Annotated in this window: 18 protein-coding genes; 3 read left to right on the top strand and 15 right to left on the bottom strand. The window is 47.6% G+C overall.

The features are described 5' to 3' along the window. Positions 1 to 76 precede the first annotated feature (76 nt). From IEW11_RS00690 to IEW11_RS00650, 9 genes are all read right to left on the bottom strand, one after another. The gene (locus IEW11_RS00690) at positions 77 to 652 is read right to left on the bottom strand and encodes a lysophospholipid acyltransferase family protein (RefSeq protein WP_188528035.1); all 576 of its coding nucleotides are present in this window, start codon (positions 650 to 652) and stop codon (positions 77 to 79) included. A gap of 3 nt (positions 653 to 655) precedes the next feature. Next, positions 656 to 1,354, bottom strand: coding sequence for a (d)CMP kinase (cmk, locus tag IEW11_RS00685; protein WP_188528033.1), 699 nt, complete (start codon positions 1,352 to 1,354; stop codon positions 656 to 658). A 374-nt stretch (positions 1,355 to 1,728) separates the two neighbouring features. Continuing rightward, positions 1,729 to 2,382: a flagellar brake protein gene (locus tag IEW11_RS00680; RefSeq protein ID WP_188528031.1), complete on the bottom strand. Its 654-nt coding sequence runs from the start codon at positions 2,380 to 2,382 to the stop codon at positions 1,729 to 1,731. A gap of 123 nt (positions 2,383 to 2,505) precedes the next feature. Further along, positions 2,506 to 3,864 carry a germination protein YpeB gene (gene ypeB / locus IEW11_RS00675; RefSeq protein WP_188528029.1) on the bottom strand — a complete coding sequence of 453 codons (1,359 nt, stop codon included), beginning with the start codon at positions 3,862 to 3,864 and terminating at the stop codon, positions 2,506 to 2,508. A gap of 73 nt (positions 3,865 to 3,937) precedes the next feature. After that, entirely contained in the window at positions 3,938 to 4,096 is a 159-nt protein-coding gene (locus IEW11_RS00670) for a hypothetical protein (protein WP_188528027.1), read from the bottom strand. Positions 4,097 to 4,147: 51 nt separating this feature from the next. After that, a complete protein-coding gene (prsW, locus tag IEW11_RS00665; protein ID WP_188528752.1) occupies positions 4,148 to 4,843 on the bottom strand; it encodes a glutamic-type intramembrane protease PrsW in 696 nt (231 codons plus the stop codon). 26 nt (positions 4,844 to 4,869) lie between these two features. Continuing rightward, the gene (locus IEW11_RS00660) at positions 4,870 to 6,117 is read right to left on the bottom strand and encodes a Glu/Leu/Phe/Val family dehydrogenase (RefSeq protein WP_188528025.1); all 1,248 of its coding nucleotides are present in this window, start codon (positions 6,115 to 6,117) and stop codon (positions 4,870 to 4,872) included. 126 nt (positions 6,118 to 6,243) lie between these two features. Then, the gene (locus tag IEW11_RS00655; RefSeq protein WP_188528023.1) at positions 6,244 to 6,858 is read right to left on the bottom strand and encodes a genetic competence negative regulator; all 615 of its coding nucleotides are present in this window, start codon (positions 6,856 to 6,858) and stop codon (positions 6,244 to 6,246) included. Between the two features lie 193 nt (positions 6,859 to 7,051). Then, positions 7,052 to 7,381: a hypothetical protein gene (locus tag IEW11_RS00650; protein ID WP_188528021.1), complete on the bottom strand. Its 330-nt coding sequence runs from the start codon at positions 7,379 to 7,381 to the stop codon at positions 7,052 to 7,054. A 154-nt stretch (positions 7,382 to 7,535) separates the two neighbouring features. Between IEW11_RS00650 and IEW11_RS00645 the strand changes: the two genes are divergently transcribed. Next, on the top strand, positions 7,536 to 8,441 hold the full coding sequence (locus IEW11_RS00645; RefSeq protein WP_188528019.1) for a polysaccharide deacetylase family protein: 906 nt from the start codon (positions 7,536 to 7,538) through the stop codon (positions 8,439 to 8,441). Here the strand turns inward: IEW11_RS00645 and IEW11_RS00640 are convergent. Genes IEW11_RS00640 through IEW11_RS00630 form a run of 3 tightly spaced genes read right to left on the bottom strand, consistent with a single transcriptional unit; the run spans position 8,386 to position 10,130 of the window. After that, the gene (locus IEW11_RS00640; protein ID WP_188528017.1) at positions 8,386 to 9,267 is read right to left on the bottom strand and encodes a metallophosphoesterase; all 882 of its coding nucleotides are present in this window, start codon (positions 9,265 to 9,267) and stop codon (positions 8,386 to 8,388) included. The genes IEW11_RS00645 and IEW11_RS00640 overlap by 56 nt on opposite strands. Positions 9,268 to 9,303: 36 nt before the next feature. Beyond that, positions 9,304 to 9,540: a hypothetical protein gene (locus IEW11_RS00635; protein ID WP_188528014.1), complete on the bottom strand. Its 237-nt coding sequence runs from the start codon at positions 9,538 to 9,540 to the stop codon at positions 9,304 to 9,306. After that, positions 9,537 to 10,130 (bottom strand): CPBP family intramembrane glutamic endopeptidase, encoded by a 594-nt coding sequence (locus IEW11_RS00630; protein ID WP_188528012.1) that lies wholly within the window; start codon positions 10,128 to 10,130, stop codon positions 9,537 to 9,539. The genes IEW11_RS00635 and IEW11_RS00630 overlap by 4 nt, the downstream gene beginning before the upstream one ends. A 102-nt stretch (positions 10,131 to 10,232) precedes the next feature. Here IEW11_RS00630 and IEW11_RS00625 point away from each other — a divergent pair, with 102 nt between their 5' ends. Continuing rightward, positions 10,233 to 11,159 (top strand): hypothetical protein, encoded by a 927-nt coding sequence (locus tag IEW11_RS00625; protein WP_188528010.1) that lies wholly within the window; start codon positions 10,233 to 10,235, stop codon positions 11,157 to 11,159. A gap of 10 nt (positions 11,160 to 11,169) precedes the next feature. Here the strand turns inward: IEW11_RS00625 and IEW11_RS00620 are convergent, their stop codons facing one another. After that, positions 11,170 to 11,499 carry a rhodanese-like domain-containing protein gene (locus IEW11_RS00620; RefSeq protein WP_229724897.1) on the bottom strand — a complete coding sequence of 110 codons (330 nt, stop codon included), beginning with the start codon at positions 11,497 to 11,499 and terminating at the stop codon, positions 11,170 to 11,172. 298 nt (positions 11,500 to 11,797) lie between these two features. Between IEW11_RS00620 and serA the strand changes: the two genes are divergently transcribed. Further along, on the top strand, positions 11,798 to 13,390 hold the full coding sequence (gene serA / locus IEW11_RS00615; RefSeq protein WP_188528008.1) for a phosphoglycerate dehydrogenase: 1,593 nt from the start codon (positions 11,798 to 11,800) through the stop codon (positions 13,388 to 13,390). A gap of 166 nt (positions 13,391 to 13,556) precedes the next feature. Here the strand turns inward: serA and IEW11_RS00610 are convergent, their stop codons facing one another. Next, on the bottom strand, positions 13,557 to 14,981 hold the full coding sequence (locus IEW11_RS00610; protein WP_188528006.1) for a HAMP domain-containing sensor histidine kinase: 1,425 nt from the start codon (positions 14,979 to 14,981) through the stop codon (positions 13,557 to 13,559). A 3-nt stretch (positions 14,982 to 14,984) separates the two neighbouring features. Next, the gene (locus IEW11_RS00605) at positions 14,985 to 15,701 is read right to left on the bottom strand and encodes a response regulator transcription factor (protein WP_188528004.1); all 717 of its coding nucleotides are present in this window, start codon (positions 15,699 to 15,701) and stop codon (positions 14,985 to 14,987) included. Position 15,702: the final 1 nt, after the last annotated feature.

Raw genomic sequence — 15,702 nt, 5'->3', positions numbered from 1 at the left:
TTTATTTAAACCCTTCTAACAGTAAGGAACTACTGAATTAGACGGGATTTAAAACTTATTCATTATTAACCGTTTATTAGCCCTTACGAACCAATTCACGGATGCTGACCATAATCTTCTCCGTCGCTCTCTCGAGCACATCGGGTGAAGAATCTCCAATAAACTCGGAAAGATCAACTGGCTTTCCATATACAATTTTTATTGGCCGGAATGGCCGGTATTTACCAATGATAGCAACCGGAATAACGGCAGCGCCGCTGCGAAGAGCAATCATGGCAGCGCCTTTCTTTCCCATCCCGTCTCCGCTGTTACGCGTTCCTTCAGGAAATATGCCCATGACGTTTCCATCTTTAAGCAGCTGCAGCGCCATGCGGATCGACTCCTTGCTGACACCGCCCCTTTTAACGGGAAAAGCGCCCAGCGCCCGCAAAAAAGCGCCGATCGGACGAAAGCTGAACAGCTCCGCTTTTGCCATATAATGGACCTTGCGGTTGACTTTTACCCCAACCGTGGTCGGGTCTATATTACTGATATGATTGGAACAAAGGAGTGCTGAGCCTTGTGCCGGAATATGTTCCAGCCCTTCCGCCTTCAAAGGAAACATCGTTGCAAATATGAACCGGAGCAGCATTCGGCAAAAACGATATAACATAGTTTACTTCGCCTCCGCCATTTTGGTTCGGCTTAATTCCACAATTTGTGAGACCACTTGTTCGATCGACAGATTTGTACTGTCGACGAGGATGGCATCCCTGGCACGCAAGAGCGGTGATACTTTACGTTCCTGATCCATTTTGTCACGCTGTGCAATTTCTTTCTCAAGCTGCTCTACACTCACCTGATGGGAATGCTTCGTTTCTTCATAGCGCCTTGCAGCCCTTACCTGCACGCTGGCAGTCAGAAATATTTTCAGTTCCGCATCGGGCAGCACGTGTGTCCCTATATCCCGGCCATCCATAACGATTCCCTTGCGAATGGCAAGCTGTCTTTGCATGTCCACTAATAGGGTGCGGACGGCTTCGACCGCAGCAACTTCCGATACCCTCAGCGTCACCTCTCTGGAACGTATCGCATCTGTCACATCGGATCCATTGAGCCATACCGTCTGCCCATGCTCGCCGGGTGACAGCTCAATCTTCAGATCACCTGCCAATTCTGTCAAACGTTCCAAATCTCCCGGCTCAATGCCAGATTGCAGAGCGCTTAACGTAACCGCCCGGTACATGGCACCGGTGTCGATATAGATGTAACCGAGCCTGGCAGCTACCTTCCTGGCAACAGTGCTTTTGCCTGCTCCTGCAGGTCCGTCAATCGCAATATTAATTCGATCCTGTTCCGTTTCAACCTGCATCATCAACGAGAATTTCCCCCTCAAAAATAGGGCGAAGCGAAGCTTCCAGCGTTATGCCAATACCCCTCAAGAAAAAAGCAGGCTCTGCCTGCGAACGTAAAAATTATACCACACTGCGAGTATATTTGCAAAAACGAGGCATCTGAAAAAGGAATCCCTTCGAGCCGGTCAACCCCTGTAATCCATACCCTTACGGCCCGGAATTGTAAAGCAAACTGGGAAATGATCAAGCTGAAGAGCAAAATGAAGATCAACACTTTAAGGAACTGTGAAATATAATCAGAAAGCTTGACCAGCTTGCGATTTTCCATAGTAACCATCCTTGTACATTTTCGTTTCGGATAGTTTATCCCTGCCATGGTTGTTTATGCGGGATTTCATCGATTCTTGTAATCCAGCTGGCGCTCGAAGCAAAAGCGTATTATTTTTTGTCGCTCCGTGTCGGATATATCGGAGAATTTGCACATCACTTGATTGCGTCCGGTTTCAAGCGGCTTGACGCGAACAATTTCACATTTAAAATTCACATGGTCGATCGAACCGTTTTTATAAGTCAGAAGCAGCCAACAGTCTAATAGATCACCCGATTTGATTGTGTATTTTCCGTCAGCGATAAAAGAAACTCCGCCGCCGCCGATATTGTCGGTTACCGCCAAAAATTTAATCTGACCGGAAAGCGTTACCGCGAGTTCAAGGTCAGCATTTACTCTGAAAAAGCTTCTCCGCTGCACCTTCGTAACTTGATCCGGATCCGGCTTTTGAATCGATATGAGCTTAATGACATCTTCTTTAAATCCAACGACATGGGTATTGAAATAATTTTTCATACCGCCCTCGGTTATAAAAAAGGTAGACAGCTCATCCCCCAGGAATAACTTTTTGAACCGGCCGGTCTGTTCGTTTATAGGAATTTCGATGAGAATGTCGTTTTCTCCGACATCTGCAATGCGCGATTTATATTCAATCTTTGCTTCTTCCTCATCAGAAGAAGCAACCTGTATGTACAAGATTTGATTTACTTTCGGCAACAATCAAGCTCCTCCTCCCGTTTCGGCAATTATACCATGATGGAGCATTGCGGGCTAGTAAAAAGGCGGGTACAACCGCTTCGCAGACTGGAAGCGTTCGTACCCGCCTTCTAAACCATAAACCGTTTACGGCTCTGAGGAAGCCCGTTTTCCGTTCATTCCCGGAAGCTGCTCAATCGACTCCTCAATCCCGGTGTCGCTATTGACATAAATCCGGTAGTAATGGCCATTGATTCGGCCCATGAACTCATAACACAGCACTTCTTCTGAAAGCTCGTTCTTAATTAGCGCTTTTTGCTCCTTTATGAGCTTGAACTCCGGATTTAATACTTTGCGCGCTTCTTCAACGGTCAGCTTCGGCTTAGGGATGTCCCGTTTATGATGCTCATATACGTAATCGGCTGCTTGCAAACCGACAGCTTCACCTTTATCCATCGCCACTTTAACCGTTAATTTTTCCGGATAGATCAGCACATCGTTTTGCTTTGCCACAAACGTGAAATTCCCTACATTGTCATATCCATCGTAATTCACGGCAGTCATCCCCGGATAACCATGCTTATCCAGAAACTGTAGAGCATTCTTCTCCGCAGCCTTCGCCCCTACTTTTTTTGGGCCGATATCCCTGGGGTCCATGAACCAGATCAGTTTACCGCCTTTTTGCGTGAAATCCATTTGCAGGTTGCCATGGTCAGTTGGTACAGTTGCAGAGAACGATGTATATTCCGTGCCTTTCCCGTTTTGTGTGACCTTAATTTTGCTGGCATCACGAATGCCGAAAAAATCTGCAGCCTTTGCCTGCACTTCCTTCGCGGTCACCAGATTGCCATCCAGCATGTTAACCGACCGCTTTTCGAACATTGCTGAAACGGAAGGCCCCCAATTGATTTCCGGGTATTCCTCCACTTTCTTGTCCACTGTTTTGAACCCGTCTATGATCGTGTTATCCCTGGCTGCTTGCTCTGATGCAATAGCAACCTCCACATCCATCCATCTAAGATTGTTCTGAAGCACCTTGCTTTGCATCATTTTCAGGTCCTTGGAAATATCCTCCGACTTTTCATAAAGGCTCTTCATCGTCTCGTATTCCTTCTCGGTTAACGGTTCCTTTGTCAGATCCCGTACTGCCGTGCGGTAAGTAAAACTCGCAATATGAGCCAGAAAATCCTCGGTTTGATTAAAGGGAAGCATAGTTAGAGGCAGTTGATTGATTTTGCTTTGTGCATCGCTAGTCAAACGCCACACGTTGACCAGACTTTTGCGGTGATAGCCCTGTGATGTGGAATTCACGGCAAGCGTATGGCCAAGCTGATTGTGAAGCTGATCCATATCATAGCTTAATTCATGAAACGCTCTCTGATATTGATTCTCCGCTTTAATCAGGATTGAATTTTTGTCCTGATGCTCTTGGTACCCCCAATACACCGAACCGATGAGAAACAGCGTCATGATCGGAAACAATACAGCGCTCAATCGTTGATACATAACACAAAAGCTCCTTTCTTGTGCAAAACCTGGTGTTAGTTTGGTTTGCGCAAAGGAGCTTTATGCATAGACTTTACCAATGTTGTTCTTTAACCTCGAAATCATCCGTGTTACTGCACAAGCATTGCTTAAATCCGGTATCGATTCGCTCTTTATCCCTTCTGCCGCGCAGCACGAACTTTTCGCCGCAATGATTGCACCGGATCGTCACCTTAACTTTTGATTCCTCCATGAAGGCCTCCACATCCAATATCCTTTTCTATTGGCATTATGGACGGAAGTTTCACAAATTAACCTCATCTTTTCGATTCACAAAGCGAAACGGCGATCTTGCGCTGGCTCTATGAATCTTGCGAAGTCCTTTAGACCATAAATAGACCATGAAAGGAATAATTAGCCACATCCAATTGGTTGTAAAAGTCAACATGATCCAGTTATACAAGCCATGCCAGAGAATCGGCAGCATCAGGGAATACACGAGAAATTTACGGGAACTGGCATTCTGCAAAAATTTGGCTTTGCCCATGTAATAACCCATGATGACTCCGAAAAGCGCGTGCCCCGATACCGGAAGCAGCGCACGCATCAACAGCGTCCCAAAGGACGACGGCTGCAAAAATGCGTACAATACATTTTCTAACGTTGCAAAACCTAATGAAATGGCGGCAGCGTAAACAATGCCGTCATAAGGCTCGTCAAACTCCGTGTGGTTATAAATAATGTGGTACAGGACGAACCACTTTAAGCTCTCTTCTACACCGGCGGAAATGATAAACGAGAAAACAAACGGGGACTCACCGAGCCACAACATGAGTCCGCGCTGCACGATTATGATTGGAAATGCAACCAATGCACCAAAAATAAACATCCTGACAACCATATGAATCGGCTCGGAATCGTATCGGTCCTTCAAATAGAGATAGGTTAATAACGAAACTCCTGGAGCCACTGCCGCTGTTAGCACGGAGAACAAAAGCACCATTCGTCCGTCACCTCCCGTCTAGCTTATATCCAACCGCGGTATCTTGCCGCTTCGGCCATCTTTCGCACTCCCGCCATGTAAGCCGCCAAGCGCATGTTGACGCCTCTGCTTTGGTGGATCTCGAAGACTTGTTTAAAACCGCGGATCATCATCTCCTTAAGCTTGTGGTCGACTTCCGCTTCCGACCAATAATACCCTTGATTGTTCTGAACCCACTCGAAATAGGAAACAATGACACCCCCCGCGCTTGCCAGCACATCCGGGATGAGCAGGATGCCGATATCGTGTAGAATGCGCGTCGCATCCAACGTCGTCGGGCCGTTGGCGGCTTCGACTATGATATTCGTGCGAAGGCGCGTCGCATTTTTCGCCGTAATTTGATTTTCGATTGCAGCGGGAACTAACACATCACACTCTAATTCAAGCAGTTCTTCGTTGGAGATCGTGTTCTTGAACAAGTTGGACACCGTTCCGAATGAATCCCTGCGGTCGAGCAGATATTCAATGTCCAGCCCTTCTTTATTATACAACGCACCGTTCACATCCGATATCCCTATTACCTTCGCTCCGGCATCATGCATAAATTTGGCAAGGAAGCTGCCCGCATTGCCGAAGCCTTGAATGACAACACGCGCATCGTGAAGCGGAATTCCTTTTACTTTCAGCGCTTCGTGAATCATAATGGTAACGCCTCTTGCAGTTGCCGTCTCACGGCCGTGCGAGCCTCCCAGGACAAGCGGTTTGCCGGTAATGAAACCGGGAGAATCAAACTCTCTTATGCGGCTGTATTCATCCATCATCCAAGCCATAATCTGCGAGTTGGTCATGACATCGGGCGCCGGAATATCCTTCGTCGGGCCGACGATTTGGCTGATTGCCCTTACATATCCGCGGCTTAACCTCTCGAGCTCACGGAAAGACATACTCCGCGGATCGCACACAATCCCGCCCTTTCCCCCTCCGTATGGCAGGTCGGCAATGCCGCATTTCAGGCTCATCCAGATGGACAGCGCTTTTACCTCATCCACATTAACATCCGGGTGAAACCGGACGCCTCCCTTAGTCGGACCGACCGCATCATTGTGCTGGGAACGGTAACCGGTAAACACCTTCACGCTTCCATCGTCCATACGAACAGGAATCCTTACGGTTAGCAGGCGCAGAGGCTCCTTCAGCAGTTCAATCATTTCTTCGCCGTAACCAAGCTTTCGCAACGCTTCCTCGATTACAATCTGGGTCGAGAGCAGAACATTATTTTCCGGCTCATTCATGTTCCCATCAACACCACCTTTGTTTGATTCTAATATGGGCGGTTCAAAGGGTTACTATGCGATGCGTAAACATAAAAAGAGCACCTGACAAACGGGATACCGCTGTCGATGCTCTCTATTGGGGATTCAGGGTTTGAAATGAGTGCAAATCTCGCGAACAGCCCCGGCAGAGATAATGACTTTGCCGTATTCTTCAAGAACGGCCTTTGTCACAGATGTGGCATCGCCATATTCAGCAAGCAAAGCGATGACAGCGTGAGTTTTGGCCGGCTCGGTTCCTGCCGGATCAAAAGCCAAAATCCAATTGCCTTTATAATTGTACAAGCGCCCGTCCTCTGATAATCCAGCGGAGAACAAATGATTACTTACCGAAATCACATCTTCAAAATCACGGAACGCATACATCAAGACATCACTTTGTTCGAGCGTTACTTCCATCTCGTACACATCTTCGTCACTGTCTTCATCGGGATCCGTATGTTCGTTATGCTGCGATTCCGCTTTTCCGCGGGTCACGATAACCACCATGCCCTGTGCGGGAAGGGCGAACACCTCAACAGCAAGCGGGCCGCTTGCGTCAAATCCGAGTTCACTGTATGCCTGGTCCATCATTTCACTGAACAGCTCATGCACCTTCGGAATTTCGCGCCACATGTCGTCCTTCTGGATCCCACGTTCCAACAGGTCGTCGAACGTCAGGAAAATCCGTATCTTGTCCTGACTCAATCGCTCGATCTTCATGACAGGATCCTCCTTTGCAGCATCGGTAATAACAACGTATGAAACAACATATAATATGTGATCACAATCATCATATGTAACTATGTTATCACTTTTGACAGCAGATTGCACTATCGCGATAAAAAAAAGAACCGCATGAGCCGACTGAATAATCAGCCGGCCAGACGATTCAAATCAGTCCAGAAATCTACGATTAATGATGCGGTTCTGCAGCAGTGTTATCCGCTAAAATTTTATCTGCTTCCTGTTTCACTTTCGGGTCTTTCTCGAGCAACTGCCCGATTTGGAGCCAAGCCTTACCTGATGCTTCTTCAGAGCCGCCTTCCGACTTTGGGACTGCTTTGTTTGAAAGATCAGCCATATTTGTTGTAACGATTTTTCCCAACCCTCTGTTTTTCATGCCTGACCATACATCTCCTGCAGCACTTGACATCCACGTAAGTGCTCCGGGGCGCTTATTGGCAAGAAATGCAACAGCTGTCATGCCCACGAGTCCACCTGCGATAAACGTGCTCCACTTCATACTTGTAACCTCCTTCGTTTTATCGGATTGGCGATTCCGCAGTTAGTTTCCCCTGCCTACATATCCGCCATACGATAGGAAATTAGTAATGTATGCTTGGCATAACGATAATGTTACAATAAGAGCAATAACCAATCGGAGGGATCTCTACACCATGAAATACGCAAAAGGGTTTATTTCACTCGTCATCGCAATCATTTTCCTTACCGCTTGTGCCACCCGTTCGGAACCGGTGCAGCCGTCTGCTCCAGATTCAAACATTCAAAGCGATACGAACCAAATAGACGTCGCTCCGGTTGAAGCATCCTCAGTTCCTAATGAGCCGGATCTGGAAGATAAACCCTCCAAGCAAGCAGCATCCGGTAAAGTAAATGAACCCGCAAATAACGAGCCCTTAAAGCCTGAATATCGAATGAACAGCGTATACCGGTTCGAGCCCCTCGGCTCTGATATACCAGCCAATAAGGTTCTGCTCACTTTTGACGATGGACCGAAGGATGCTGTAATGCTGAACAGCATGCTGGCCACGCTTGATAAACATCATGCCAAAGCCATCTTTTTCGTGAACGGTTACCGGGTAAAAGCAAATCCCGAGCTCTTAAAAAAGCTTCACGAGCAAGGCCAAACGATCGGCAATCATTCCTGGGATCATATCGACCTCAAAAAACAAGATAAAGCAGAGGTTGTCAAGCAAATCGGCGATGTCCAGGACATTGTAAAAGAGCTTACCGGCAAAGCGCCCCGGTTCTTCAGGCCGCCGTTCGGCTCAGGCAATGATGCAGTACGCCAAACAGCAAAAGACCATGGCATGTTGTACATGACATGGTCTAACGGTTCCCTCGATTGGGATCTGGACAAGGAAGAAAAGAATAAACCGGATAAAGTCATCCAAAACGTACTGGAGCAGCTGCACCCCGGAGCAAATATCCTGATGCATGAGCTGCCTTGGACTGCCGAAGCGCTCGATGAGCTTTTATCGAAGTTGGAGGAGAAGGGTTACGGCTTTATCGACCCCCAGACGATTGAGCTTGAACACGCTGATCCTTTGAACGCAGAATAAAAAGATGGGTCTCCGAAGGCGCGTTAAGGCGCATCGGAACCTTCGAGGTACCATAACCGCAGCTAACGAACAACCGGGTTGTCAGCAATCCGGTTGTTTTTTGCTGCGACTGCAGCTGGTACCAGCCTCTGCAGAAGGAAATCACCGAAGGAGAACGCAGGATGGGACCGATGACCGGCAGCGCAATCTGTCCGCCGTGAGTATGACCGGATAAAATGAGATCGATGGGCGCTCCGTCCAGCCGTTTTGCAATTAATGGGTCATGCGATAACAGAATCGTAAAACGTTTGTTCTCTGAGCCTGACTTTGCCATCCATCTGTCTTCAACATCAAGTGCCGGCTTTAACCGATCCCGCTCTGTAATTGGGTCATCCACTCCGCACAGCAGCACTTCACTGCCGTCCGCTTGTTCGAGCAGCACATTCTCGTTAACCAGGACATGAACACCTTCTTCACGCAGCAAAACTTCCAACTTACGGGAATCGTCATCATAATCGTGATTTCCGTAAACAGCATAGACTGGAGCAATACCCGCCAGTTTCCTCAGATTTTGGCGCGTTCTCTCAAGCGGAACGCCTCTTTCAGTCAGGTCGCCTCCGACCAGCACAAGATCCGCTCCGCCGGCCGCTGCAACCTTTCCGATCAATTCGTCCGTCACACGCCGCCTATGAATATCGCTAATGAAGAATAACCGGGTCCCGTCAAAGCTTTCGGGCAGGCGTTTTAACTTAACCTCTTCAACTACGACGTTGGTCTGATAGGCTTCAACAATCATCCAGACAAGTAGAGCAGCGCCCAGTACAATTCCGATCCATAGCCATAACATAAGCTAACCCACCCATCTCATCACGGAAGTTGACCGTCATTGCAATTTATTTTGGCCGTATAATAAAAGTCCCACAACTAAGGATACGAATAGAACGATGAGAAAATTATAAAATAATTTAGTCATTTGTTGTTTGTTGGAAGGGTGTTTGATTCTCCTCGAAGGAATCGTCACATCTTGTTGATCTTCCACTGAACGTTCTGATTTTTCCCGCCGGCTCTTAAGGCTGGCGGGCGTTTTATTGCGGTTTTTAAATTTTTCTGTTCTGCTCATGACTCCCTCCGAAAGCGAATGATGAGTCCCATCACTAAATCGATAACAAAATGGGCAATGATAGGCGCCCATAACGTTCCAGTTTGAATATAGATCCAGCCCAGGCCATAGCTGATCGAGAAAACAAGCCCGGTCGGTATCCAATGACGTAAATACCGCACATGAATCGCGGCAAATATGATACTCGTCCAATAAGGACCGATTGCAAATTGCAGCGCGCCGCGGAATAATATCTCCTCGCAGACGGCTACGATGAAAGAGAGCGCAATGATGTGCCATATAGGCCGATTGCGAAATATTCTTTCATTTACACCGCCATCATCCGTCGCGTCTTCCGGTACCCACCTTGAAATAAGCAAATCCACAATAATAACGATTGCGGCCAGTCCAATCCCCCAATAGAGAAACTCAATCCCTTCCGGAAACCGCAGCAAGCCTAACGGATTGCGGTGTTGAAACAAAATCCATATTAAACCGATAATTAAAGTGAGCGCCTGAGTGACATACAAATTGATCAACAGCAATCGATCATCGATCTGGTCTATCGTCACTTTCCGAAGCTTAAGCTTGCGGATGTCGAATTTTTTCATGTCTTCCCGCCTGTTGTAAAAGTATGATATTCCCTTTTAGCCAGAATTCCCCTATACTAGTAGCACAATCATTGAATCAATTACAAGATAAGGGAGATTATCATGGAGAAACGACTGACCCGTACGGAAATGTTGTTCAGCATCGGCTTTTTGTTCATGCTAATTCTGGCCGTCGCGGCTTTCTTCTACGGGGTGAAGATCGGATCCGAGAAGACGGAATCGAAATATCAACCCATGAAACAATTAAACAGCGAAACTGGTGCACAAACAATAGCCTATCAGCAGCAGGATCTGGTTTCTTTTTATCATACCGTATTTTTGCCTTATCGTGAATTTCAGAACGAATGGTACATCGCCATGGACAAATTAAGAACACAGCGCGTCAGCGACCCGGAATCAGCATTTAAAGAACTGAGCAAACAGGCAAAGAAGCATTACGATGCAATATCAACGGCTTCCGTTCCAGCTCAATCGCCTCTGCTCGAGAAATCCCAGGTGAACACGCTCAAAAGCTTAAAGCTGTTCGAGCAAGCTGCAGACAGGCAGTTAACAAACATCAATGATAAAAAGCCCGCACAAGTCTTGGAGGAACTGGTCAAGGACGCTTATTATGAGCAGGCACTGCAGTTCTCCGTCAATGCACAGCAAGAATACTACGCTTCGATGATGAAGTGGAGCGCTTCTGTTGATCCGGATATGCCGGACGTATACAAGATGCCTCCGCTGCTCAACATAAATGATTGGAACACGCTGCCGCTCATCGTAAAAAACAAAATCATGGCCGATCAGCTTGCATCCCGGTTATCGCTTTATCCCTTTTATCCGCATGACTTGACCACAAGAGTCGATGAATTCATCGCTTCCGGACAAGCCGATAAGATGAAGATCAAAACAGTGTCAGCGATCGTTGACCTGCTCATCAGTACGAAAGCGGTACGGGCCGGAGATTTCACATCAAGCAAATCAACATTGTATGAGAATGAACTGCTGCCTCAACTGCCGTTCTTTTTCCCTAATCTAGCAGAGTAAGAAATAACAATCAATCATATTGGAATCCTTCTACCAAGGCCACTGCCGCCATCCCGCCACTCACATTGTGGATGCCGCTGTGGCCTTGCCCGTATAAATAATCGCACACAGCAGCACTGCGGACGCCATGCGCACAAATGATATATAACGGCAGATCGCTATGAAGCTCACTCTGATGTAGAGGGATGGTGTTCATAGGAATAAGCGTTGTTCCTTCCAAATGATAATAATCCCATTCCATCTGCTCACGAACATCGATAATTTGTTCCGGCTTTATGTCACCATTCTTTAATCCGTTTAATAATGACCTTGCATCGATCTCTTCCCATGTTTCCATCATTTCTCTCTCCTTTAAGAAGCTTTATGTTTACGCTTTACCGCAGTTTCATACCGAAATACGGTGATGTCTTATATGCTTGAATCATAACGAAATTTTCACAATTGGGCAAGTTTGAGGATTGCAATTATGCACCTTGTTGCTATAAAATAGTAAAGGTTAAGAACGTTAAGTAAAAGCACAAATGAAATTCACTTTCAATTTTCGTGAATGAGACTCTCGTCCCGCTGCAGCATACGGAGCCGGGCCCGAGGGTTTTTCTCTTAAATAGCAAATCATCATTATAGGAGGCCAACTTTACATGTTTAAAGTGTTAGTATCGGATCCAATTAGCGACATGGGTATCCAACAATTAATGGATGCGCAGGACATCTCAGTGGATAAAAAACCAGGACTTAGCGAAGACGAGCTTGTGGCGATCATCGGTCAGTACGACGCTCTTCTCGTGAGAAGCCAGACACGGGTAACAGAAAGGGTTATGGAAGCCGGCAAACAATTGAAGGTCGTTGGACGAGCTGGTGTAGGCGTTGACAACATCGATCTCGAAGCTGCAACACAGCGCGGAATTATCGTTATCAATGCGCCAGACGGAAACACAATCACGACTTGCGAGCATACTTTCGCCATGATGATGGCTGTTGCCCGCCATATTCCTCAAGCATACCTGAAGACGGTTGGCGGCGTATGGGACCGCAAATCCTTTGTTGGCGTAGAGCTGCGCAACAAGGTTCTTGGCGTGCTCGGTATGGGCCGAATCGGCAGCGAAGTCGCCAAACGCGCCAAAGCGTTTGGTATGGAAATCATGGGTTATGATCCTTTCCTAACCGAAGAACGCGCGGAAAAAATGGGCATCAAATTATCCAGCGTAGAGGACATCGTCCGCAACGCCGACTTCATGACTGTGCATACTCCGCTGACGCCGGAGACACGTCATATGATCGGCAAGGCGCAATTTGAAATCATGAAGCCGGGGATGCGCATTGTAAACTGCGCTCGCGGCGGAATTATCGATGAATATGCCCTGGTCGAAGCAGTCGATCAAGGAATCGTTGCCGGCGCAGCATTTGACGTTTTCGAAGTTGAGCCGCCAACAGAGGACCACCCTTTCCTCAAACATCCGAAAATTATCGTTACGCCTCACTTGGGCGCTTCTACAGTTGAAGCCCAAGAGAATGTTGCGATTGATGTGTCGGAACAGGTGCTTCATATTCTGCGCAACGAACCATTCCGCAACGCAGTTAATATGCCGCCGATTCCTGCAGACGTATTGAATAAGCTGCAGCCTTACTTCTCGCTTGGCGAGAGACTCGGCAGCTTCATTGCCCAATTGACTGAAGGCGCCGTAGAAGAAATTACGGTCAGCTATTCCGGTGATGTAGCCGATGTTGATACACAGCCGTTAACGCGCCATATCGTTAAAGGCATCCTCTCCCACCATTTAGGTTCGGAGCAGGTCAATTTGGTCAACTCAATGCATCTTGCAAAACAGCGCGGCCTTAATATCGTGACACAAAAATCGAATGCAGCCAAAGGTTTCACTAACCTGCTCTCCGTTACGCTTCGCACGAAAAAAGAAGAGCGTTTGGTTGCAGGCACACTGCTTAACGGGTACGGCGCACGAATCGTTCAAATTGATAAATTCCCTGTAGACGTTGCGCCTGAAGGCAATCTTATCCTTGTATCACACAACGATAAGCCTGGTATCATCGGACGCGTCGGAACACTGCTCGGAAGCAACGATGTGAATATCGCAACGATGCAGGTTGGCCGTAAAATTGTAGGCGGCGCAGCGATCATGGTGCTGACAGTCGATAAAGGCGTACCGAAAAACGTCCTCACCGACTTTGCCCAGCTGCCTGATATCAACAACGCCAAAGAGATTATCCTTTTCTAATATATGAACCTCAAGGCCCGCTGATCGCCCCTGCGATAGCGGGCCTTCCCTGTCCCCTCCCCCTGCATGAACAACAAAGTAAAAAAGTTTGATGTCACCATAAAAAATAATCTTGCCGTACGTTGTTCCACGTACAACAAGATTATTCTCCATACTCGGACAGATCCTATTTCGCTTCGACAGGAAGCAGCAGTCTGAATGTCGTCCCGACTCCGATCTGGCTTTCCACATCGATGATGCCGCGGTGGGATTCAATAATGTTTTTCACAATCGCAAGACCTAAGCCCGTTCCGCCGGCCGAGGCTCTTGTTCTCGCTTTATCCGCTTTATAGAACCGTTCAAAAATATAAGGTAAATCTTCTCTGGGAATACCCTGGCCTTCATCCTTAATCCTAACCTCGATGTAAGAGGTGCCGTTCTTCAGCGTGAGGCTGGCAGATATGAAAATACCGGCCTCCCCGGGTGTATGGCGAAACGCATTATCCAGCAAATTCGTCAGCACCTGCTCCAAACGGTCTTCGTCGGCCGCTTCAACGATCAATGGTGTCTCAGGCAGGTCATAACGCAGCACGATGCCTCGTTCCTTTGCGTATACCTGGAATTTACGATGCACTCTGCGGATAAGCTCATTCAGCTCTACCTGGTGAAAGCTCATCTCGATATGCCCGGCCTCCATCCTTGCCAGATCAAGCAGATCCTTTACCAATCGGCCCATCCGGAGGGATTCATCATGGATAACCTGTACCAGTTCCTTGCGCTCCTCAGGTGAAGCGGCAATATCGTCAAGCAGTGCCTCGCTGTATCCCTGAAGCATCGATAGAGGCGTACGGATCTCATGCGAGACATTCGCCACAAAGTCCTTGCGCAGCTTTTCCAGCTTGACCTCTTCCGTCACGTTCCGCATTACAGCAACGGAGCCTCTCACGCTTTCATTGGATTTAAGCGGCGCCATCACAATTGACCATACGCCGTCATGCACATGGACCTTAGCGCTCAGATCCCTTCCTTCTCTGAGAACAGTGCGGTAAAGTTCATACAGCGGTTCAGGCACTTCGCCGAACGTTTTGTGTGACCCCGCTTCCTCCGACCAATCCAAGTTACTCCACTGCTCCATAATTTTCTGCCCTTGCGGATTTGTTAGTATCACATTACCGGAAGCGTCGAACGTAATGACCGCGTCGGCCATGCTTCGCAGTACACTTGAGAGATGGTCTTTTTCATGGTTCAAATCCTTTATGAGCGTTTCCAGTTCCGAGCCCATATGATTGAATGTATTGGCCAACTCACCGATCTCGTCGGATGACCGAATGGGCACGCGAGTCCTGTATTCTCCTTGCGATATAAGATCTGCAGCCTTCTTCAGCTGCATGAGCGGCTGCGTGATCTTCGTAATGAGGAAGAATGCAAAGAACGTCGTCAGCAGGAAGCCGATGACGCCCGTATAGATAAACAATGCCTTGATCTCATGCTGTGAATTTGCAAAAGCAATATCCACATATTGCAGCAAAAACATGCCTAACGTGATCAAAATGACAGCCACGAGCAGTATGATCGTGATCCACAGTTTACCGACTACGCTTCTCCATAACATGGCTTATTTAGGCACCTCAAGTTTATATCCGACACCCCAGACGGTTGTAATCATCGCAGCGGCATCGGGGGAAACCTTGTTTAATTTCTCGCGCAGCCGCTTAACATGCGTATCTACCGTACGAAGATCGCCAAAGAACTCATAGTTCCAGACGTCCTTTAACAGATCTTCACGGGAAAACACTTTGTCCGGAGAGATAGCCAGGTAATGAAGCAGCTCATATTCCTTAGGAGTTAAACTGACTTCATGTCCGCCTGCCGATACACGGTGGGCATCATGCTCAATCACCAAATGAGGGAACACAATATTGTTGCTTGAATTCGCTTCCTTTGTCAGATAAGCAGTAGCTGAAGAACGTCTGAGAATCGCTTTCACGCGGTAAATAACCTCACGCGGACTGAACGGCTTAACTACATAATCGTCTGCGCCAACCTCAAAGCCTTGTACGCGATTCATCTCTTCCCCTTTTGCCGTCAGCATGATGACCGGAGTCGCCTTCACTTGGCGAAGACGCGAACAGACCTCGATGCCATCGATCCCAGGCAGCATGACATCAAGCAAGATCAGATCATAATCGCTTCCGGTAGCCATGCGAAGAGCGCTTTCGCCATCCTCGGCTTCTTCGATCTGGTAGCCTTCTTTCTCAAGATACATCTTCAACAATCTGCGAATGCGTTCTTCGTCATCAACGACTAGAATACGATGTAATTGTTCAGACATT

It is taken from the genome of Paenibacillus abyssi (assembly GCF_014640295.1).
GTDB classification, from domain to species: Bacteria; Bacillota; Bacilli; order Paenibacillales; family Paenibacillaceae; genus Paenibacillus_D; species Paenibacillus_D abyssi.
This window is presented reverse-complemented; position numbering and strand designations above follow the sequence as displayed.

Coding starts and splice junctions, on each gene's coding strand:
- IEW11_RS00670 (WP_188528027.1), bottom strand. CDS start 4,096: ATGGAGGAATCAAAAGTTAAGGTGACGATCCGGTGCAATCATTGCGGC.
- IEW11_RS00620 (WP_229724897.1), bottom strand. CDS start 11,499: ATGATGGAAACATGGGAAGAGATCGATGCAAGGTCATTATTAAACGGA.
- IEW11_RS00635 (WP_188528014.1), bottom strand. CDS start 9,540: ATGAGCAGAACAGAAAAATTTAAAAACCGCAATAAAACGCCCGCCAGC.
- IEW11_RS00645 (WP_188528019.1), top strand. CDS start 7,536: ATGAAATACGCAAAAGGGTTTATTTCACTCGTCATCGCAATCATTTTC.
- ypeB (WP_188528029.1), bottom strand. CDS start 3,864: ATGTATCAACGATTGAGCGCTGTATTGTTTCCGATCATGACGCTGTTT.
- IEW11_RS00610 (WP_188528006.1), bottom strand. CDS start 14,981: ATGTTATGGAGAAGCGTAGTCGGTAAACTGTGGATCACGATCATACTG.
- IEW11_RS00655 (WP_188528023.1), bottom strand. CDS start 6,858: ATGAAGATCGAGCGATTGAGTCAGGACAAGATACGGATTTTCCTGACG.
- serA (WP_188528008.1), top strand. CDS start 11,798: ATGTTTAAAGTGTTAGTATCGGATCCAATTAGCGACATGGGTATCCAA.
- IEW11_RS00650 (WP_188528021.1), bottom strand. CDS start 7,381: ATGAAGTGGAGCACGTTTATCGCAGGTGGACTCGTGGGCATGACAGCT.
- IEW11_RS00640 (WP_188528017.1), bottom strand. CDS start 9,267: ATGTTATGGCTATGGATCGGAATTGTACTGGGCGCTGCTCTACTTGTC.
- IEW11_RS00630 (WP_188528012.1), bottom strand. CDS start 10,130: ATGAAAAAATTCGACATCCGCAAGCTTAAGCTTCGGAAAGTGACGATA.
- cmk (WP_188528033.1), bottom strand. CDS start 1,354: ATGATGCAGGTTGAAACGGAACAGGATCGAATTAATATTGCGATTGAC.
- IEW11_RS00660 (WP_188528025.1), bottom strand. CDS start 6,117: ATGAATGAGCCGGAAAATAATGTTCTGCTCTCGACCCAGATTGTAATC.
- IEW11_RS00605 (WP_188528004.1), bottom strand. CDS start 15,701: ATGTCTGAACAATTACATCGTATTCTAGTCGTTGATGACGAAGAACGC.
- IEW11_RS00690 (WP_188528035.1), bottom strand. CDS start 652: ATGTTATATCGTTTTTGCCGAATGCTGCTCCGGTTCATATTTGCAACG.
- IEW11_RS00625 (WP_188528010.1), top strand. CDS start 10,233: ATGGAGAAACGACTGACCCGTACGGAAATGTTGTTCAGCATCGGCTTT.